The organism is Streptomyces sp. NPDC002867, from assembly GCF_053591895.1.
In genome coordinates this window covers 34,240-53,831 of record NZ_JBSFUR010000043.1, presented here as the reverse complement: position 1 = coordinate 53,831, position 19,592 = coordinate 34,240, and the positions used below count along the sequence as shown (strand labels likewise).

Genomic DNA, 19,592 nt, shown 5'->3' with positions numbered 1-19,592 from the left:
CCGGTGGCCGTTCTTGTATCCGGACACTCACTCCGACGCCAGGACAAACGCCCGGATCAGGTGGGAGCCCGTACACCACCTCTCAGGACGCAACCTAGTATCTCGTCGATGGGGCGAAAATCGACTGGAGCTTCCACAACGAGTCTTCTTCCAGTGCCGTGCTTAACCTCGCCTTCTACGATGACCGGCCGACGCGCCCGATGCCAAATGACAGCCTCTTGATACGCCCCATCGGGGAGGCGAACACGAATCTCTGATCGCCTGCCCCTGCGCACCGTTGAGATGGTCGCAAAGCCGGGTCATCTCCCACATGCCTCAACTCCACAATGTTCCCCGAGAACGACGACGTAGAGTCAATGCGATGCTTCTTCAGCTTTTCCGCAGCCTCTTCAATCTTCTCCGAAGCGTCTGATTCAATGGAGACAGAATCGGGTATGGTCGCCGGGGCAGGAACGGCAGAGGCCCAATCGAAAATGGTCTCGAACTCGCTAACCGAGGGTTCTGTGAGAATCTTTGCCAGTGCGGAGCAAAACTCCCTACTGACACCTCGCGCAACTACGGTATGCAAATCCCGCACACTTGGAGACGATTCCGGCTCCACGATGATTTCTTTGACAGCCATTAGCGATTGCGTCAAAGTTCGCGTCACTCGACGCTCGAAGGGTTCTGGAGCAGCCTGAAATAGCTCGAGGTCAGCCGTATGGACCTCTGCAGGAATCTCTTCCGTGTATGGAAGAGGGATCAGAATGGGGATAACAAAAGAACCCTCCTGCGTGTGATCCATTCGGGCGCGCCGCAGCACTGCGTCACCCTGACGGGCGTAGTTGCCGCCGATCTCGCCATGCTCGTTCCAACGCCGTGGTACCGACCGCTCGCAGCAACTTACGGGCTGAGCCGATCACAGTAGACGCTGCCTCGAAGGGGATTGTGTCGGTGTGAGGGTTAACGCGAGAGGCGACTGAGGCTACCCAGATGTAACCGCATGTGGAACACATCCAGGTGCACTTATCGGCAGAGCCGGGCCGGAGCATAGTCAGATCGTGATCAGGCGTTGTTTCATTTCTGATGAACTCTTTAGCGATTTCCCCAAGTGCAAGGTGTGCGGTTTGGGCGGCATTCCTAGGCTTGCGTTTCCACTTACCACGCCTTGCTGTAAAACAGGCGGGACACCCAGTTTTGCCGGATACGCGATTCTGTGGAGTTGCTACCCATGCGTTGTTGCATGTGGCGCAGCGCCAGCGGTATTTATAGCCGCTATGTGGCTTGAGTTGTGAGACAGTGAGTTCATTCTCTAGGTTGCCTGCAAATTCTTGCGCTAGTTCAGGGTGCAGATCCGCCACGGCTGAGCTGCTCGCAGTCTCCGGCCATGGCGAAGTGACGGCCGAACTCCTTCAGTCTTCTGATCAACATGAATGCAGAATCCTGTGACATTTTCCCCCGGCGGGTTCCAGCAGGCGCATCGTACGGCCCGAGTGGTGCTGGTGGGCCTGATTCGTTTGAACCTGCGCAAGCTAAGGGGACGCACCAGGGGCTACGAGCGATCGCTGGGGCGCGCGAGTCGTGTTGAGGCTGCCCGGTGCCCCGGTGCCCCGGCGCTGTGTCGGAGGTGTGTCGCGAACCCTGAGAGACAACCAGAAAGAGCGGGAGTCAGTGAGACTGACTCCCGCTCTCTCATGTCGGCATTCGCCCTGGTCAGCGGCTGATTCACGCTGGCTGCTTGGCGAGTGCCCCCGGCAGGATTCGAACCTGCGCACACGGCTCCGGAGGCCGTTGCTCTATCCCCTGAGCTACGGGGGCGTGCACCCCGCTGCTGCGTGGCGACGGGTAGAACCCTACCAGCTCCTGAAGGGTCGCTGTGAACAGGTATTTCCAGCCCGTGACGCCCCCTTGATACGCGCCCCCTGCGCCCCCTCGTGACTCCGCGTCCCCCGCACGGGGCGGAAGTGGGGAAAAGCCGGACGCCGCCGTGCTCGCCCACCTACTCTCGAGTTGTGTCCGGCGACGCGTCCGGCCGAGTCCTCGTTGTCGATGACAACCGGGTGATTCGGCAGCTGATCAGGGTCAACCTCGAGCTGGAGGGCTTCGAGGTCGTGACCGCGGCCGATGGTGCCGAGTGTCTGGACGTCGTCCACCGGGTACGGCCGGACGTGATAACCCTCGACGTCGTCATGCCCCGGCTCGACGGCCTGCGAACCGCCGCGCGGCTGCGGGCCGATCCCGCGATCCGGCACGTGCCGCTCGCGATCATCAGTGCGTGCACGCAGCACGAGGTCGAGTCCGGGATCACCGCGGGCGTGGACGCCTTTCTCGCCAAGCCCTTCGAGCCCGCCGAGCTCGTCCGGATCGTGCGGCAGTTGATGCACCGCGAGCGCCGGGAGGGTCCGCCGTCCGTAGACGGCAGGCATGAGGCCGGGCGGGCCGGCAGCACCCGCGGCTGACCCCCCGGCGGCTGATCACCGCCCCGGCTCAGAGCTCGGCGCAGCTGCCGCTGATCACCTGCCCCGGGCCGGGGCTCGGCGCCCCGCTGACCGCATGGCGAAACCGGTTCGCAAAGCCACCCCCTCCCTCCCATACGCTTGTCCCGTGACTCCCGCCGAGCTCTCCCGTACCGTCCTGCACGCCGTGTGCCGTGCGGTGGAGGACGGTGTGCTGCGGGCGCCCGTGCCCGAGAGCGTGCGGATCGAGCGACCCCGGCCCGGCGGGCGCGGGGACTACGCCACCAACGTCGCCCTCCGGCTCGCGGGTCCCGCCGGGCAGCCGGCCGGTGACGTCGCCGCGCTCCTCAAGGAGCGGATCGGCCGCACCGGCGGCATCGAGCGCATCGAGATCACCGGGCCCGGGTTCCTCAACTTCACCCTCGCAGGCAGCGCCCAGCAGCGGCTCCTCGCGACAGTGCGCGACCAGGGCGAGCGGTACGGAATGCCCGGCAGCGCCGACAAGCCCGACAGCGTCGCCCTGCCCGACGGCCCCGGCGAGGCCGCCTTCGCGCACGCCGACGAGCTGCGCGCCCGCGTCTGGGCCGAGGCCCTCCTGCGCCTGGGGGCACGGCCCCTCGACGGCGAGACCGTCACGGTCGTCCCCGCCCCTCACGGCCACCTCCCCGAGTCCCTCGGCAGCGACGCCGCCCGCTGGGCGCTCCTCGCCGTCGCCGCGCACGACCGGCCACGGACCGAGGGGCTCCTCGTGCAGCACGAGCGCAATCCGCTGTACCGGGTGCGCTACGCCCACGCCCGCGCCAGGGCCCTCAGCCGGAGTGCCGCCGCGCTCGGCTTCGGCGCCGCCCCCGACGCGTACGTCGACGCCCCCGCCCTCACCACCGCCGTCGCCGACCACCCCGCGGTCGTCGCCGACGCGGCCCGGCTGCGCGCGCCCGACCGGCTCGCGCGGCACCTGGACGTCACCGCCGACGCGCTCCTCGCCTTCCAGCACACGGTGCTGCCCGTCGGGGACGAGAAACCCTCGGCCGCCCATCGCTCCCGGCTCGCCCTCGCCGAGGCCGCCGGGACGGTGCTCGCCGGTGGCCTGTCCCTGCTCGGCATCAGCGCACCCGAATACTTGTGAGATGTGAGAGACAGATGAGCCGATCCGCCCACCCCGCCGGGCCCCGTCACGCCGACGTCCTTCCCGAGGGCCACTACACCGCTCCGCCCACCGACCTCAACGCCCTCGACGGCAAGGTCTGGTCCACCACCGTCACCCGGAACACGGACGGTGTCGTGACCGTCGGCGGGATCGAAGTCACCCGGCTCGCCGAGGAGTTCGGCACGCCCGCGTACTTCCTCGACGAGACCGACTTCCGCGCCCGGTGCCGTGCCTGGGCCGAGGCGTTCGGCAAGGACGCCGACGTGTTCTACGCGGGGAAGGCGTTCCTCTCGCGCGCCGTCGTCCGGTGGCTGAAGGAGGAAGGGCTCCATCTCGACGTGTGCTCCGGCGGCGAGCTCACGACCGCCCTCGACGCCGGGATGCCCGCCGAGCGCATCGCCTTCCACGGCAACAACAAGTCGGAGGCCGAGATCGAGCGCGCCGTGCGCGTGGGCGTCGGGCGCATCGTGCTCGACTCCTTCCAGGAGATCGTCCGCGTCGCGCACATCGCGCAGGGCCTCGGCAAGCGGCAGCGGGTCCAGATCCGGGTGACCGTCGGCGTCGAGGCGCACACGCACGAGTTCATCGCCACGGCTCACGAGGACCAGAAGTTCGGCATCGCGCTCGCGGGCGGGCAGGCCGCCGAGGCCGTACGCCGCGCGCTGAGGCTCGACGGTCTCGAGCTCATCGGCATCCACTCCCACATCGGGTCCCAGATCTTCGACATGGCCGGCTTCGAGGTCTCCGCCCGCCGCGTCGTGCAGCTGCTGGCCGAGGTGCGGGACGAGCACGGCGTGGAGCTGCCCGAGATCGACCTCGGCGGCGGTCTCGGCATCGCGTACACCCCCGAGGACGACCCGCGCGAGCCGCACGAGATCGCGAAGGCCCTCGGCGAGATCGTCACCCGCGAGTGCGAGGCCGCCGGGCTGCGCACCCCGCGTATCTCCGTCGAGCCGGGCCGCGCCATCGTCGGGCCGACGGCGTTCACGCTGTACGAGGTCGGTACGGTCAAGCCGCTGGAGGGCCTGCGGACGTACGTCAGCGTCGACGGCGGCATGTCGGACAACATCCGCACCGCGCTGTACGACGCCGAGTACAGCGTCGCGCTCGTGTCGCGGACGTCGGACGCGGCGCCGATGCTGAGCCGTGTCGTCGGCAAGCACTGTGAGAGCGGCGACATCGTGGTCAGGGACGCGTTCCTGCCGGCCGACCTGGCGCCCGGCGACCTGATCGCCGTGCCGGCCACCGGCGCCTACTGCCGTTCCATGGCCAGCAACTACAACCACGCACTTCGCCCGCCCGTCGTCGCCGTCAGGGACGGCGAGGCGCGGGTGATCGTCCGGCGTGAGACGGAGGAAGATCTCCTGCGTCTCGACGTCGGTTAATTGAGATAGATGTCTCGCATGCCGGACGAGGGATAGAAACTCCGGTCCGGTGGGTGAGACTGGTCCAACCGTAGAAGTAAGAGAAACGAGGTCGGATGATGCGTACGCGTCCGCTGAAGGTGGCGCTGCTGGGCTGTGGTGTGGTCGGCTCAGAGGTGGCGCGCATCATGACGACGCACGCCGACGACCTCGCCGCGCGCATCGGCGCCCCGGTGGAGCTCGCCGGGGTCGCCGTGCGCCGCCCCGGGAAGGCGCGCGCCGGGATCCCCGACGAGCTCGTCACCACCGACGCCACCGCGCTGGTCAAACGCGGCGACATCGACGTCGTCATCGAGGTCATCGGCGGCATCGAGCCGGCGCGCGCCCTCATCACCACGGCGTTCGAGCACGGCGCGTCCGTCGTCTCCGCCAACAAGGCGCTCCTCGCCGAGGACGGGGCGACGCTCTACGCCGCCGCCGAGCAGCACGGCCGCGACCTGTACTTCGAGGCGGCCGTCGCGGGCGCGATCCCGCTGATCAGGCCGCTGCGGGAGTCCCTCGCGGGCGACAAGGTCAACCGCGTCCTCGGTATCGTCAACGGCACGACGAACTTCATCCTGGACAAGATGGACACGTCCGGGGCCGGCTACTCCGAGGCGCTGGACGAGGCGACGGCCCTGGGGTACGCGGAGGCGGATCCCACCGCCGACGTCGAAGGGTTCGACGCGGCCGCCAAGGCCGCCATCCTGGCCGGGATCGCCTTCCACACCCGCGTACGGCTCGACGACGTCTACCGCGAGGGCATGACCGAGGTCACCGCCGCCGACTTCGCCTCCGCCAAGCGCATGGGCTGCACCATCAAACTGCTCGCCATCTGCGAGCGCGCCGCCGACGGGCAGTCCGTCACCGCGCGCGTGCACCCCGCGATGATCCCGCTCAGCCACCCGCTGGCATCGGTCCGCGAGGCGTACAACGCGGTGTTCGTCGAGGCCGAGGCCGCCGGCCGGCTGATGTTCTACGGCCCCGGCGCCGGCGGCTCGCCGACCGCTTCCGCGGTCCTCGGCGACCTCGTCGCCGTCTGCCGCAACAAGCTCGCCGAGGCAACGGGGCCCGGCGAATCCGTGTACACCCAGCTGCCCGTGAGCCCCATGGGCGACGTGGTGACGCGGTACCACATCAGCCTCGACGTGGCCGACAAGCCGGGCGTCCTCGCCCAGGTCGCGACGGTCTTCGCCGAGCACGGCGTATCGATCGATACGGTGCGCCAGCAGGGCAAGGACGGCGAGGCATCGCTCGTCGTCGTCACCCACCGCGCGCCCGACGCGGCCCTGTCAGGGACCGTCGAGGCGCTGCGCAAGCTCGACACCGTGCGCGGTGTCGCCAGCATCATGCGTGTTGAAGGGGAGTAAGGGACCCATGACCACCAACGGCACCCACCAGTGGCGCGGCATCATCGAGGAGTACCGGGACCGCCTTCCGGTCACGGACACGACGCCCGTCGTCACGCTCCGTGAGGGTGGCACGCCGCTCGTTCCGGCGCAGGTCCTCTCCGAGCGCACGGGCTGCGAGGTGCACCTCAAGGTCGAGGGCGCCAACCCGACCGGGTCCTTCAAGGACCGCGGTATGACGATGGCCATCACCCGGGCCAAGGAGGAGGGCGCGCAGGCCGTCATCTGCGCCTCCACCGGCAACACCTCCGCGTCGGCCGCCGCCTACGCGGTGCGCGCCGGCATGGTCTGCGCGGTGCTCGTCCCGCAGGGGAAGATCGCGCTCGGCAAGATGGGCCAGGCGCTGGTCTACGGCTCGAAGATCCTCCAGGTCGACGGCAACTTCGACGACTGCCTGAACCTGGCCCGCAGCCTGTCCGAGAACTATCCGGTGGCGCTGGTCAACTCGGTCAACCCGTACCGCATCGAGGGCCAGAAGACCGCCTCCTTCGAGATCGTCGACGCGCTCGGCGACGCCCCCGACATCCATGTGCTGCCCGTGGGCAACGCCGGCAACATCACGGCGTACTGGAAGGGGTACACGGAGTACGCCGGCGACAAGATGGCGTCCCGGACGCCCCGCATGTGGGGCTTCCAGGCCTCCGGCTCCGCGCCGATCGTGCGCGGCGAGGTCGTCAAGGACCCCTCGACGATCGCCACCGCGATCCGGATCGGCAACCCGGCTTCCTGGAAGCAGGCGCTCGCCGCGCGCGACGAGTCGGGCGGCTTCATCGACGAGGTGACGGACCGTGAGATCCTGCGCGCCTACCGCCTGTTGGCCTCGCAGGAGGGCGTCTTCGTCGAGCCGGCGTCGGCCGCCTCCGTCGCCGGTCTGCTGAAGGCCGCCGAGCAGGGCAAGGTCGACCCGGGCCAGACGATCGTGTGCACGGTCACCGGCAACGGCCTGAAGGACCCCGACTGGGCCGTCGCCGGAGCACCCCAGCCGGTCACCGTCCCGGTGGACGCCGGGGCCGCGGCCGAGCGCCTCGGCCTGGCCTAGAGCCTTCGGCCCTGCCCGGCCCCGACCGGCCGGGCAGGCGCCCCGCGGGCCGGGTCCCGCAGACCGGGGTCCGGCTCAAAGCCCCCTTGCGGCCGCCCGGTTGCCCTACTGGAAAGTAGGGCAACCGGGACAACGGCACAGGTAGGGGCACGGGGAGCCCGCGACACGCATCGTGCGCCTCCCGTGCGCCCTATGTCGCAGGTGAACCTTCCTTCGATAGGCTGTACCCGAACCCGCCCCGCCGCATATGCCGCGGTGTTGTTGCCATTGAGGCCATCGGGTGTTCGTCCTCTCGAGCAAATCTCGTACATCTCACAGTTCAGAACCAAGGAGAGTCGTCGAGCGATGGCCGGTCCAGCGTTCCGTGCCGCCGCCATCCGGGTGCGCGTCCCCGCCACCAGCGCCAACCTCGGTCCGGGCTTCGACGCCCTCGGGCTGTCGCTCGGTCTGTACGACGACGTCGTCGTCCGGGTCGCGGATGCCGGTCTGCACATCGACATCGCGGGCGAGGGCGCCGAGACGCTGCCCCGCGACGAAAGCCACCTGCTCGTGCGCTCCCTGCGCACGGCCTTCGACCTGCTCGGCGGGCAGCCGCGCGGCCTCGAGGTCGTCTGCGCCAACCGCATCCCGCACGGCCGCGGCCTCGGTTCCTCCTCGGCGGCCATCTGCGCCGGCATCGTCGCCGCGCGTGCGGTGACCATAGGCGGCGACGCGAAGCTCGACGACGCGGCGCTGCTGGAGCTCGCCACCGAGATCGAGGGGCACCCCGACAATGTGGCCGCCTGTCTGCTCGGCGGCTTCACCCTGGCGTGGACCGAGGCCGGAGCGGCGCGCGCGATCAGGATGGACCCCGCCGATTCCGTCGTTCCGGTGGTTTTCGTCCCCGCGAAGCCGGTGCTGACCGAGACGGCCCGCGGACTGCTGCCGCGCACCGTCCCGCACGTCGACGCCGCGGCGAACGCCGGCCGCGCGGCGCTGCTGGTCGAGGCTCTGACCAGGCGCCCCGAGCTGCTGCTGCCCGCCACCGAGGACCGGCTGCACCAGGAGTACCGCGCCCCGGCCATGCCGGAGAGCATCGAGCTGGTCAACCGACTGCGCGCCGACGGCGTCCCCGCAGTCATCTCCGGTGCGGGCCCCACGGTGCTCGCGCTGGCCGAGGACGGTGTGGCCGACAAGGTCGCACGGCTGGCGGGCGAGGGATGGGCGGCCAACCGGCTCGCCTTCGACGCCGCGGGCGCGAGCGTTCTGCCGCTCGCTCCCCAGTGACACGCGATTGCCGGTGAGTGAGAGGGGGAATGTTTGTTGGAGCCGGTAGTGTTAACCTCAAGTCTGCAACCGTCGTCATCACGACGCGGTGCTGCGTGTCCCTCATCGGGACCACCATTCTTCCGAGAGCCTCCCACACTGCCTGAGCAGCCTGCCTGAGCAGTTCGAGCACGCTCCGGAACCGGCACGACACCCCTCGCTTTTCCCAGGAGTGGGCCGAGCAGGGGGACCTCGGGCCGGGCTTGCACGTATGCATGTATATCTCTCCGCCGTTGATTTGCACCGGCGGGACCACCGCTCCGACACGGTCCGCTGCGACGGGCCGATGCCGGACAGCACAACCGGTCGCCGAGCCAGAAGGCCGACGTCCGCTCCAGGGAAGGACCCTTCGTGAGCGACACCACCGATCTGATGGGCGTGACTGCCGACAACAACGTCGACACCGCCGCGCCCGCCGCAGGTGCTGCCTCCGGCACCACCGCACGGCGCCGCCGCTCCGGCACCGGCCTCGAGGGCATGGTCCTGGCCGAGCTGCAGCAGGTCGCGTCCGGCCTCGGCATCAGGGGCACTGCGCGCATGCGCAAGAGCCAGCTGATCGAGGTCATCAAGGAGGCGCAGGCCGGCACCGGGGCCTCTCCGGCGAAGAGCGCGGAGGCCGCCGGCGAGGCGCCGACGAAGCCGAAGCGCCGCACCACCTCCAAGGCGCGCACGGGCGAGGAGTCCGCCGCCCCGGCCGAGGAGAAGGCGGACAAGGCCGAGAAGGCCGTCGCCCAGCAGCAGATCGAGATCCCGGGACAGCCGGCCAGCGACGAACAGCCGGCCGGTGAGCGCCGCCGTCGCCGTGCGACCGCCCAGGCGGGCAGCCCCGAGACCCGTACCGAGGCGCGCACCGACACGGCCGTCGACGTCAAGACCGACGTCAGGACCGAGCCGCAGGGCGACGCCAAGGCCGAGACCGCCATCGGCGCCCAGGAGGGCGAGGGCCGCCGCGACCGTCAGGAGCGCGGCCAGCGTGGCGAGCGCCGCGACCGTGGTGAGCGTCAGCGCGACCGCCGCGGCAAGGGCGACGACCAGCAGGGCGGCCAGCGCCAGCAGCGCCAGGGCGGCCAGCAGGGCCAGCAGGGCGGCGGCCCGCAGGACGACTTCGACGAGGACGGCGGCGGCCGGCGCGGACGCCGCGGCCGCTACCGCGACCGTCGCGGCCGCCGCGGCCGTGACGACTTCGCGAGCAGCGAGCCGCAGGTCTCCGAGGACGACGTCCTGATCCCCGTCGCGGGCATCCTGGACATCCTCGACAACTACGCGTTCATCCGGACCTCCGGCTACCTGCCCGGCCCGAACGACGTGTACGTCTCCCTCGCCCAGGTCCGCAAGAACGGCCTGCGCAAGGGCGACCACGTCACCGGTGCCGTGCGCCAGCCCAAGGAGGGCGAGCGCCGCGAGAAGTTCAACGCGCTGGTCCGCCTCGACTCGGTCAACGGCATGGCGCCCGAATCGGGCCGCGGCCGCCCCGAGTTCAACAAGCTGACCCCGCTGTACCCGCAGGACCGCCTCCGCCTGGAGACCGACCCGGGTGTGCTGACCACGCGGATCATCGACCTTGTGTCGCCGATCGGCAAGGGCCAGCGCGGCCTGATCGTGGCCCCGCCGAAGACCGGCAAGACCATGATCATGCAGGCGATCGCCAACGCGATCACCCACAACAACCCCGAGTGCCACCTGATGGTCGTCCTCGTCGACGAGCGTCCGGAAGAGGTCACCGACATGCAGCGGTCGGTCAAGGGCGAGGTCATCTCCTCGACCTTCGACCGCCCCGCCGAGGACCACACCACCGTCGCCGAGCTGGCCATCGAGCGCGCCAAGCGTCTCGTCGAGCTGGGTCACGACGTGGTCGTCCTGCTCGACTCGATCACCCGCCTGGGCCGTGCGTACAACCTGGCGGCCCCGGCCTCCGGGCGCATCCTGTCCGGTGGTGTCGACTCGACCGCGCTGTACCCGCCGAAGCGCTTCTTCGGTGCCGCGCGCAACATCGAGGACGGCGGATCCCTGACCATCCTCGCGACCGCTCTGGTGGACACCGGTTCGCGCATGGACGAGGTGATCTTCGAGGAGTTCAAGGGCACGGGCAACGCGGAGCTCAAGCTCGACCGCAAGCTCGCCGACAAGCGCATCTTCCCGGCGGTGGACGTCGACGCGTCCGGCACCCGCAAGGAGGAGATCCTGCTCGGCAGCGACGAGCTCGCGATCACCTGGAAGCTGCGCCGCGTGCTGCACGCGCTGGACCAGCAGCAGGCGATCGAGCTGCTGCTGGACAAGATGAAGCAGACGAAGTCGAACGCCGAGTTCCTGCTCCAGATCCAGAAGACCACTCCCGGCATCGCCAACGGCAACGACTGAGAGATCTTCGCCACGGCAGCAGGGGCCCGGTCACGGGTCCCTGCGCCGCCGCCGGCCACTGTGCCCACCGTGCGACGCACGGTGGGCACACGTCGTTCTCAGGGACTTCTCAGAAGGCCGTGCAACCCTTTCGGGCGCTTCACCGTCTGTCATCCCAGGGGCAGCGGTCCGACAGAGCCGAGGAGACCATGACCGACAGCAGCAGTGGCGGCCGGATACGCGGCGCCCGCGGCATACGCCGCGGGCTGTGGACCGCCGCGGCATGGTCGGCGGCCGCCCTCGTCCTCGTCGGCGGCTCCGGCCTCGGGTACGTGTACATCAAGGTCGACGGAAATCTCGAGGGCGTCGACATCGATCAGGCCCTCGGCACCGAACGCCCGAAGAACATCGACAACGGCTCCATGGACATCCTGGTCCTGGGCTCCGACTCCCGCGCCGGCGCGAACGGCGCGTACGGCACCGACGAAGGCGCCGCCCGCGCCGACACCGCGATGGTCGTGCACGTCTACCAGGGCCACAAGAAGGCCGGCGTGGTCTCCATACCCCGCGACACCCTCGTCGAGCGGCCCGAGTGCACCGACACCGAGGGCGCCGTCCACGCCGGAGCACCCCGCGCGATGTTCAACACGGCGTACGAGGTCGGCGGCCCGGCCTGCGCCGTCAAGACCGTCGAGGCCATGTCCGGCATCCGCATGGACCACTACATCGAGGTCGACTTCACCGGCTTCACGAAGCTCATCGACGAACTCGGCGGCGTGGAGATCACCACGACGCGCCCCATCGACGACCCCAAGAGCCACCTCAGCCTCCCGCCCGGCACCCACACGCTCGACGGCGAGCAGTCCCTCGGCCTCGTCCGCACCCGCAAGAGCGTCGGCGACGGCAGCGACCTGGGGCGCATCCAGCTCCAGCAGGCGTTCATGAAGGCGTTCATCGAACAGGTCAGGAACGTCGGCGTCTTCAGCAACCCCAAGAAGCTCCTGGACCTCGCCGACACCGGCAGCAAGGCGATCACCCCGGACTCCGAGCTCGACTCCGTCAACGAGCTCGTCGGCTTCGCCCGCGGGCTGAGCGCCCTCGGCGCCGAGGACGTCCACATGGTCACGATGCCGGTCCGCTACGACCCACTCGACCCCAACCGCGTCGTCCCGGTGGAGACCGGCACCACACAGGTGTGGCGGGCGCTCAAGCAGGACAGGCCGATCCCCGCCGCCGCGCTCGAGGGCTCCGCCGGCGACAAGGGCGAGGCCGCCGGCGTGGTCAGCGGCGGGTGACGGCTGCCGGACCGTAGCCGCTCCGGCACGACAGGTGGCCGCAAGCGCCGTCCGTACCCGCCGAAGGCGCCCGGAATACTGCGGGCCCCACCCCGGTTTTGGGAGATACGGCCGGTCCTGGCAGACTGGTACGTCGGCCCCGGTTCACGTACGAGCAATCCGCGCGTACGACCCGGTGCCCTCCCGAATCTAGGAGACACCTTGAAGCGCGACATCCACCCCGAGTACGTCGAGACCCAGGTCAGCTGCACCTGCGGCGCGTCGTTCACCACCCGTAGCACGATCCAGAGCGGCAACATCCGTGCCGAGGTCTGCTCCGAGTGCCACCCGTTCTACACGGGCAAGCAGAAGATCCTCGACACCGGTGGCCGTGTGGCCCGCTTCGAGGCCCGTTTCGGCAAGGCTGCCGGCTCCGCCAAGAAGTAGCGAGCCACTGCGCCGGTCGTCGGCCGTCCTCTCGGGGGCGGCCGGGACCGGCGCTTTGTCCGTTCTGAGCAGCAGCCACCCACGTGTACGGAAGCAGGAACCCGGAGATGTTCGAAGCGGTCGAGGAACTGGTCGGCGAGCACGCCGACCTCGAGAAGAAGCTCGCCGACCCTTCGGTCCACGCGGACCAGGCGAACGCGCGCCGGCTCAACAAGCGCTACGCCGAGCTGACGCCCATCGTCGGCACGTACCGCTCCTGGAAGCAGGCCGGTGAGGACATCGGGACGGCTCGTGAGTTCGCCCAGCAGGACCCCGACTTCGCCGCCGAGGTGAAGGACCTGGAGAAGCAGCGCGAGGAGCTCACCGAGAAGCTGCGGCTGCTGCTCGTCCCGCGCGACCCCAGCGACGACAAGGACGTCATCCTCGAGGTCAAGGCGGGCGCGGGCGGCGACGAGTCCGCCCTGTTCGCCGGCGACCTGCTGCGCATGTACCTGCGCTACGCCGAGCGCGTCGGCTGGAAGACCGAGATCATCGACGCCACCGAGTCCGAGCTGGGCGGCTACAAGGACGTCCAGGTCGCCGTGAAGACCAAGGGCGGCCAGGGCGCGACCGAGCCCGGCCAGGGCGTGTGGGCGCGGCTGAAGTACGAGGGCGGCGTGCACCGCGTGCAGCGCGTGCCGGCCACCGAGTCCCAGGGCCGTATCCACACCTCCGCGGCCGGTGTGCTCGTCACGCCCGAGGCCGAGGAGATCGACGTCGAGATCCACGCCAACGACCTGCGGATCGACGTCTACCGTTCCTCCGGCCCCGGTGGCCAGTCCGTCAACACGACCGACTCCGCCGTGCGCATCACGCACCTGCCGACCGGCATCGTCGCCTCCTGCCAGAACGAGAAGAGCCAGCTCCAGAACAAGGAGCAGGCAATGCGTATCCTGCGCTCCAGGCTGCTCGCGGCCGCGCAGGAGGAGGCGGAGAAGGAGGCGGCGGACGCCCGTCGCAGCCAGGTCCGCACCGTCGACCGGTCCGAGAAGATCCGGACGTACAACTTCCCGGAAAACCGGATCTCGGACCACCGCGTCGGGTTCAAGGCGTACAACTTGGACCAGGTGCTCGACGGGGACCTCGACGCCGTGATCCAGGCGTGCGTCGACGCGGACTCCGCGGCGAAGCTCGCGGCCGCGCAGTAGCCCGCGATCAGTCCCCACGAGCGTCACAGGAAGGGTGGGCGCGTGAACCTGCTGCTTGCCGAGGTGGCCCAGGCCACCCAGCGGCTGGCCGACGCCGGCGTGCCGTCGCCGCGCTTCGACGCGGAGGAGCTGGCCGCTTACGTCCACGGTGTGAAGCGCGGAGAGCTCCACAACGTCAAGGACGCGGACTTCGACGCCCGTTACTGGGAGGCCGTCGCGCGCCGTGAGGCGCGCGAGCCGCTGCAGCACATCACCGGACGGGCCTTCTTCCGCTTCCTGGAGCTCCAGGTCGGACCCGGCGTCTTCGTGCCGAGGCCCGAGACCGAGTCGGTGGTCGGCTGGGCCATAGAGGCCGTACGGGCCATGGACGTCGTCGAGCCGCTCATCGTCGACCTGTGCACGGGATCGGGCGCGATCGCCCTGGCCATGGCGCAGGAGGTGCCGCGCTCACGGGTGCACGCCGTGGAGCTGTCCGAGGACGCCCTCACGTGGACGCGCAAGAACGCCGAGGGGTCCAGGGTCACCGTCCACCAGGGCGACGCCCTGAGCGCCCTGCCCGAGCTCGATGGCCAGGTGGACCTGGTGATCTCCAACCCGCCGTACATCCCGCTCACCGAGTGGGAGTACGTCGCCCCGGAGGCGCGTGACCACGACCCGCAGATGGCGTTGTTCTCGGGAGAGGACGGCCTCGACACCATCCGCGGCATCGAGCGCACCGCGCACCGGCTGCTGCGGCCGGGCGGTCTCGTCGTCGTCGAGCACGCCGACACCCAGGGCGGCCAGGTGCCGTGGATCTTCAACGAGGAATCCGGCTGGGCCGACGCCGCCGACCACCCCGACCTGAACAACCGGCCGCGGTTCGCGACCGCACGCAAGGCGATGCCATGACGGCGTCGACCCCGAAGGCGCCGGCAGCGAGTGAATCGAAGAGGCGCGGCGCCGCCGAAAGGGCGTGGGGGCACGCCCTCCACGCCCGCCACCCAGCGGCGGCAGCCGGGGGAGCGCGGAGGGCGCGAGAGCTGTGGCGCGCGTGCGGCCGCCGCCGCGTGAGCGACCGAGCACGGTCGACCGTCGGCGGGGTCTTCGGCGCCCCGTGGGGGTGCCCGCGCCGCAAGCTGGGGGAGAACCGAGTGACCATGAAAAGGGAGGCCCGCTGATGGCTCGGCGATACGACTGCAACGACGCGACGGACCGCACCACCGGGCTGCGCGAAGCAGCCTCCGCGGTCCGCCGCGGCGAGCTCGTCGTGCTGCCCACCGACACCGTGTACGGGATCGGGGCCGACGCCTTCACCTCCGAGGCCGTGGCCGACCTGCTGGCGGCCAAGGGACGCGGCCGCAACATGCCCACGCCCGTCCTCATCGGCTCCCCGAACACCCTGCACGGGCTCGTCACGGACTTCTCCGAGCAGGCGTGGGAGCTCGTCGACGCCTTCTGGCCGGGCGCGCTGACGCTCGTCGCCAAGCACCAGCCGTCGCTGCAGTGGGACCTCGGCGACACCCGGGGGACCGTCGCGATCCGTATGCCGCTGCACCCGGTCGCCATCGAACTGCTCACCGAGGTGGGCCCGATGGCGGTCTCCAGCGCCAACCTCACGGGACACCCCTCGCCCGAGGACTGCGACGCCGCGCAGGAGATGCTCGGCGACTCGGTCTCCGTCTACCTCGACGGCGGCCCGACCCCGGGCATCGTGCCGTCCTCCATCGTCGACGTCACGGGCAAGGTCCCGGTCCTGCTGCGCGAGGGAGCACTCTCGGCGGACGAGCTGCGCAAGGTCGTACCCGACCTCGAGGTGGCTCCGTGAGGCGAGCGAGCATCCGGGGGCGGGCCCAGTGACCGCCCCTGAGGGGCGTGGCATAGCGGAATCCGGCAGAACCGCGTCGACCTTCCGCATCCTCCACGTCAGCACCGGCAACGTCTGCCGCTCGCCCATCACCGAGCGGCTGACCCGCCATGCCCTGAGCGACCGCCTCGGCGATCCCCTCACGGGCGGCCTCATCGTGGAGAGCGCCGGCACCTGGGGCCACGAGGGCGCCCCGATGGAGGCCAACGCGGAGATCGTCCTCGCGGACTTCGGCGCCGACGCCACCGGCTTCGTCGGCCGCGAACTGCTCGACGAGCACGTCATCCGCGCGGACCTGGTCCTCACCGCGACCCGCGACCACCGCGCCCAGGTGATATCGATGGGGCACTCGGCGGGCCTGCGGACCTTCACGCTCAAGGAGTTCACCCGGCTCGTGCGGGCCATCGACCCGGCCACGCTGCCCGACCCGCGGGAGGACGGCGTGGTCGAGCGCGCGCGTGCGCTGGTGCGCGCGGCCGCGGCTCTACGCGGGTGGTTGCTGGCGCCGAGCCCGGACGCGGACGAGGTGTTCGACCCGTACGGCGCCCCGATCACGTTCTTCCGTTCGATCGGCGACGAGATCCACCAGGCGCTGGACCCCGTGGTCACCGCGCTCACGGGTGTGGAGTCGCGGGGCTGACGTCCGGTGCGCCGCGGCAGCGGGCGGCCTTCGGCGGCCGTCCGAACCGGTCCGGCCGTACACCGCGCGCGCACCCCGCCCCGGTCCTACATTGGAGGGTGCCGCCAGCACCTCGACGACGACCGGAGTCGCCATGTCCGTCACTCCTGAAGTGCGTTCCGTACCGGCCGTCTACGACAGCCCGTCCTTCGAGGCGCTGCGCCGCCAGGACCCGCAGGCTGCCGACATCCTCTTCGCCGAGGCGCAGCGACAGGCCGCATCGCTGCAGCTCATCGCGGCGGAGAACTTCACCTCGCCCGCGGTCCTCGCGGCCCTCGGCTCGCCCCTCGCGAACAAGTACGCCGAGGGCTATCCGGGCGCCCGCCACCACGGCGGCTGCGAGCTGGTGGACGCCGCCGAACGGCTCGCCGTCGAGCGGGCGATGACTCTGTTCGGTGCCGAACACGCCAATGTGCAGCCGCACTCGGGGTCCTCGGCGGTTCTCGCGGCGTACGCGGCACTGCTGAGGCCCGGCGACACCGTCCTCGCGATGGGGCTGCCGTACGGCGGGCACCTCACGCACGGCTCGCGGGCGAACTTCTCGGGGCGCTGGTTCGACTTCGTCGCGTACGGCGTCGACGCCGAGACCGGCCTCATCGACTACGACCAGGTACGCCACCTGGCCCGCCAGCACCGGCCGAAGGCGATCGTCTGCGGCTCGATCTCCTACCCGCGCCACCCCGACTACGCGGCCTTCCGCGAGATCGCCGACGAGGTGGGCGCCTATCTGATCGCCGACGCGGCGCACCCCATCGGGCTGGTGGCGGGCGGCGCGGCGCCCAGTCCCGTCCCGTACGCCGACGTGGTCTGCGCCACCACGCACAAGGTCCTGCGCGGCCCGCGCGGCGGCATGATCCTGTGCGGGGCCGAACTGGCGGACCGCATCGACCGCGCGGTGTTCCCGTTCACGCAGGGCGGCGCGCAGATGCACACCATCGCTGCCAAGGCCGTCGCCTTCGGCGAGGCGGCGACGCCCGCGTACCGGGCGTACGCCCATCAGGTGGTCGCCAACGCCAGGGCGCTCGCCGAGGGCCTCGCGGCCGAGGGCTTCGCGGTTCTGACGGGCGGTACGGACACGCACATCATCGGCGCGGACCCGGCCGGTCTCGGCGTCGACGGCCGCACCGCGCGGGGCCGGCTGGCCGCCGCCGGCATGGTGCTCGACACATGTGCCCTCCCGTACGGGGACGGCCGCGGCATCCGGCTCGGGACGGCCGCGATCACCACGCAGGGCATGGGCCGGCCGGAGATGGCGCGGATCGCGACGCTGTTCGGGGCGGCGGTTCACGAGGACGGGCGGGTACTCGACCGGGTACGGGAGCTCACCGGGAGCTTCCCGCCGTACCCGCGCTGAGGCGGGCGGAGGCTGTGGAGGCCGTGCAACTGCCGGCCGTCCTCAGTCGTCCCATGTCTTAAGGTGTGGAGCGGCGCGTCGTCCAACACATGGGGAATCAGTGCGCGAGTACCTGCTGACGCTCTGTGTCACGGTCGCAGTGACTTATCTGCTGACCGGACCGGTGCGGAAGTTCGCCATCGCCGCCGGCGCGATGCCGGAGATCCGTGCGCGTGACGTGCACCGGGAACCGACACCGCGGCTCGGCGGTATCGCCATGTTCGGCGGTCTGTGCGCGGGTCTGCTCTTCGCGGACCACCTGGCGAACCTCAACGACGTCTTCGAGCTGTCGAACGAACCGCGTGCCCTGCTGTCGGGCGCGGCCCTGATCTGGCTGATCGGTGTCCTCGACGACAAGTTCGAGATCGACGCGCTGATCAAGCTCGGCGGGCAGATGATCGCCGCCGGGGTGATGGTCGTGCAGGGCCTGACCATCCTGTGGATCCCGGTGCCCGGCGTCGGCACCGTCTCGCTGACCGCCTGGCAGGGCAATCTCCTGACCGTCGCGCTGGTGGTCCTCACCATCAACGCCGTCAACTTCGTGGACGGCCTCGACGGGCTCGCGGCGGGGATGGTGTGCATCACCTCCGGCGCGTTCTTCATGTACGCCTACCGCCTCTGGTACGGCTACGGGATCGAGTCCGCCGCCCCCGCGACGCTGTTCGCCGCGATCCTGATGGGCATGTGCCTGGGCTTCCTGCCGCACAACATGCATCCGGCCCGGATCTTCATGGGCGACTCGGGGTCCATGCTGATCGGTCTGGTGCTGGCGGCCGGCGCCATCTCCATCACGGGCCAGGTCGACCCGGACCGGCTGGGGATCTTCGTGGGCGGCGAGCGTGCGGCGACGCACGCGATGCTCCCGGTCTTCATCCCGCTGCTGCTGCCGCTGACGATCACGGCGCTGCCGGTCGCGGACCTGTTGCTGGCGATCGTGCGCCGCACGTGGCGCGGCCAGTCGCCGTTCGCCGCGGACCGCGGCCACCTCCACCACCGCCTGCTGGAGATCGGCCACTCCCACAGCCGCGCGGTGCTGATCATGTACTTCTGGTCGGCGCTGATCGCGTTCGGCACGGTCGCCTACTCCGTGCATTCGGCGTCGATGTGGATCGTGCTGGTGATCGTGGCGCTGAGCGCGGTGGGCCTGGTCCTGCTGCTCCTGCCGCGCTTCACACCGAGGGCGCCGCGGTGGGCGGAGTCCTTCGTCCCGCCGCGCTACCGCCGCCGCAGGCCGGCGAGGACGGCGATCACGCCGTCGCCGGGCACGCCGTCCTCGTCGTACGAGGACGAGCCGAGGGTCCCGGTGGGCGTGGGTGTGAGCGGTGCGAACGGGGCGACGGCGATCGGCGGCCGCTCCCGCTTCCGCGAACGGGACAACGCGGGCTCTGCGCGCTGAGCTCCCACGCGGCCGGTGCGTCGCTATCCGGCCTGCCGCCTCATGGATCCGGGCATTTGCGACACCCCTCGTTCCGGTGAAAGCCGACCGATGTGCCGAGCGAGCGTTCGGTATAGCAGGCAATGCGGTGTTTTGTCGTGCACACACGCGCGGCGTCACTCTCATGTGTGAGAGTTGGCACACCTCTGGGTAAAGACCTCATCAAATAGTTTGTGATACCGTTCACGAGACCCGGAGACAGCGCCGAAGGACCGTAGTGCGACGGTCCGTTGGCCCCCGAGGCCCATCTCGGGACCGG

General features: G+C 70.2%; 16 protein-coding genes and 1 tRNA gene. 15 read left to right on the top strand and 2 right to left on the bottom strand.

Going from position 1 to position 19,592, the window contains the following annotated elements:
• Positions 1 to 806 precede the first annotated feature (806 nt).
• Positions 807 to 1,340 carry a zinc-ribbon domain-containing protein gene (locus ACWD0A_RS28445; protein ID WP_451302645.1) on the bottom strand — a complete coding sequence of 178 codons (534 nt, stop codon included), beginning with the start codon at positions 1,338 to 1,340 and terminating at the stop codon, positions 807 to 809.
• 385 nt (positions 1,341 to 1,725) lie between these two features.
• Positions 1,726 to 1,797, bottom strand: a tRNA-Arg gene (locus tag ACWD0A_RS28440).
• A 194-nt stretch (positions 1,798 to 1,991) separates the two neighbouring features.
• Between ACWD0A_RS28440 and ACWD0A_RS28435 the strand changes: the two genes are divergently transcribed.
• The 15 genes from ACWD0A_RS28435 to ACWD0A_RS28365 all read left to right on the top strand — a co-directional run bounded on the left by ACWD0A_RS28435 (position 1,992) and on the right by ACWD0A_RS28365 (position 19,294).
• A complete protein-coding gene (locus tag ACWD0A_RS28435) occupies positions 1,992 to 2,438 on the top strand; it encodes a response regulator (protein ID WP_451302643.1) in 447 nt (148 codons plus the stop codon).
• A gap of 145 nt (positions 2,439 to 2,583) precedes the next feature.
• Complete coding sequence (gene nrtL / locus ACWD0A_RS28430) at positions 2,584 to 3,561, top strand: ArgS-related anticodon-binding protein NrtL (RefSeq protein WP_451302641.1); 978 nt, start codon at positions 2,584 to 2,586, stop codon at positions 3,559 to 3,561.
• 14 nt (positions 3,562 to 3,575) lie between these two features.
• On the top strand, positions 3,576 to 4,967 hold the full coding sequence (gene lysA, locus ACWD0A_RS28425) for a diaminopimelate decarboxylase (RefSeq protein WP_451302639.1): 1,392 nt from the start codon (positions 3,576 to 3,578) through the stop codon (positions 4,965 to 4,967).
• A gap of 95 nt (positions 4,968 to 5,062) precedes the next feature.
• A complete protein-coding gene (locus ACWD0A_RS28420; protein ID WP_307713416.1) occupies positions 5,063 to 6,355 on the top strand; it encodes a homoserine dehydrogenase in 1,293 nt (430 codons plus the stop codon).
• A gap of 7 nt (positions 6,356 to 6,362) precedes the next feature.
• The gene (gene thrC / locus ACWD0A_RS28415) at positions 6,363 to 7,433 is read left to right on the top strand and encodes a threonine synthase (protein ID WP_451302637.1); all 1,071 of its coding nucleotides are present in this window, start codon (positions 6,363 to 6,365) and stop codon (positions 7,431 to 7,433) included.
• 345 nt (positions 7,434 to 7,778) lie between these two features.
• Positions 7,779 to 8,699: a homoserine kinase gene (thrB, locus tag ACWD0A_RS28410; RefSeq protein WP_451302635.1), complete on the top strand. Its 921-nt coding sequence runs from the start codon at positions 7,779 to 7,781 to the stop codon at positions 8,697 to 8,699.
• A 390-nt stretch (positions 8,700 to 9,089) separates the two neighbouring features.
• Positions 9,090 to 11,096: a transcription termination factor Rho gene (rho, locus tag ACWD0A_RS28405; protein ID WP_451302633.1), complete on the top strand. Its 2,007-nt coding sequence runs from the start codon at positions 9,090 to 9,092 to the stop codon at positions 11,094 to 11,096.
• A gap of 188 nt (positions 11,097 to 11,284) precedes the next feature.
• Positions 11,285 to 12,370: an LCP family protein gene (locus tag ACWD0A_RS28400; protein ID WP_451302631.1), complete on the top strand. Its 1,086-nt coding sequence runs from the start codon at positions 11,285 to 11,287 to the stop codon at positions 12,368 to 12,370.
• Positions 12,371 to 12,571: 201 nt separating this feature from the next.
• Entirely contained in the window at positions 12,572 to 12,796 is a 225-nt protein-coding gene (rpmE, locus tag ACWD0A_RS28395; protein ID WP_005311879.1) for a 50S ribosomal protein L31, read from the top strand.
• 107 nt (positions 12,797 to 12,903) lie between these two features.
• A complete protein-coding gene (gene prfA, locus ACWD0A_RS28390) occupies positions 12,904 to 13,983 on the top strand; it encodes a peptide chain release factor 1 (protein WP_451302629.1) in 1,080 nt (359 codons plus the stop codon).
• Between the two features lie 42 nt (positions 13,984 to 14,025).
• Positions 14,026 to 14,871 (top strand): peptide chain release factor N(5)-glutamine methyltransferase, encoded by an 846-nt coding sequence (prmC, locus tag ACWD0A_RS28385; protein WP_451302627.1) that lies wholly within the window; start codon positions 14,026 to 14,028, stop codon positions 14,869 to 14,871.
• 268 nt (positions 14,872 to 15,139) lie between these two features.
• Positions 15,140 to 15,787: an L-threonylcarbamoyladenylate synthase gene (locus ACWD0A_RS28380; protein WP_177147591.1), complete on the top strand. Its 648-nt coding sequence runs from the start codon at positions 15,140 to 15,142 to the stop codon at positions 15,785 to 15,787.
• Positions 15,788 to 15,815: 28 nt separating this feature from the next.
• Positions 15,816 to 16,466 carry an arsenate reductase/protein-tyrosine-phosphatase family protein gene (locus ACWD0A_RS28375; RefSeq protein ID WP_177147592.1) on the top strand — a complete coding sequence of 217 codons (651 nt, stop codon included), beginning with the start codon at positions 15,816 to 15,818 and terminating at the stop codon, positions 16,464 to 16,466.
• Between the two features lie 133 nt (positions 16,467 to 16,599).
• Positions 16,600 to 17,859, top strand: a complete 1,260-nt coding sequence (locus ACWD0A_RS28370) for a serine hydroxymethyltransferase (RefSeq protein WP_451302624.1) — start codon at positions 16,600 to 16,602, stop codon at positions 17,857 to 17,859.
• 100 nt (positions 17,860 to 17,959) lie between these two features.
• Entirely contained in the window at positions 17,960 to 19,294 is a 1,335-nt protein-coding gene (locus tag ACWD0A_RS28365) for an MraY family glycosyltransferase (RefSeq protein ID WP_451302622.1), read from the top strand.
• Positions 19,295 to 19,592: the final 298 nt, after the last annotated feature.

What these genes read in the sequence shown, in the direction of transcription:
- ACWD0A_RS28400 (WP_451302631.1), top strand. Translation starts at nt 11,285, where the DNA reads ATGACCGACAGCAGCAGTGGCGGCCGGATACGCGGCGCCCGCGGCATA.
- ACWD0A_RS28380 (WP_177147591.1), top strand. Translation starts at nt 15,140, where the DNA reads ATGGCTCGGCGATACGACTGCAACGACGCGACGGACCGCACCACCGGG.
- thrB (WP_451302635.1), top strand. Translation starts at nt 7,779, where the DNA reads ATGGCCGGTCCAGCGTTCCGTGCCGCCGCCATCCGGGTGCGCGTCCCC.
- thrC (WP_451302637.1), top strand. Translation starts at nt 6,363, where the DNA reads ATGACCACCAACGGCACCCACCAGTGGCGCGGCATCATCGAGGAGTAC.
- ACWD0A_RS28420 (WP_307713416.1), top strand. Translation starts at nt 5,063, where the DNA reads ATGATGCGTACGCGTCCGCTGAAGGTGGCGCTGCTGGGCTGTGGTGTG.
- prfA (WP_451302629.1), top strand. Translation starts at nt 12,904, where the DNA reads ATGTTCGAAGCGGTCGAGGAACTGGTCGGCGAGCACGCCGACCTCGAG.
- ACWD0A_RS28370 (WP_451302624.1), top strand. Translation starts at nt 16,600, where the DNA reads ATGTCCGTCACTCCTGAAGTGCGTTCCGTACCGGCCGTCTACGACAGC.
- lysA (WP_451302639.1), top strand. Translation starts at nt 3,576, where the DNA reads ATGAGCCGATCCGCCCACCCCGCCGGGCCCCGTCACGCCGACGTCCTT.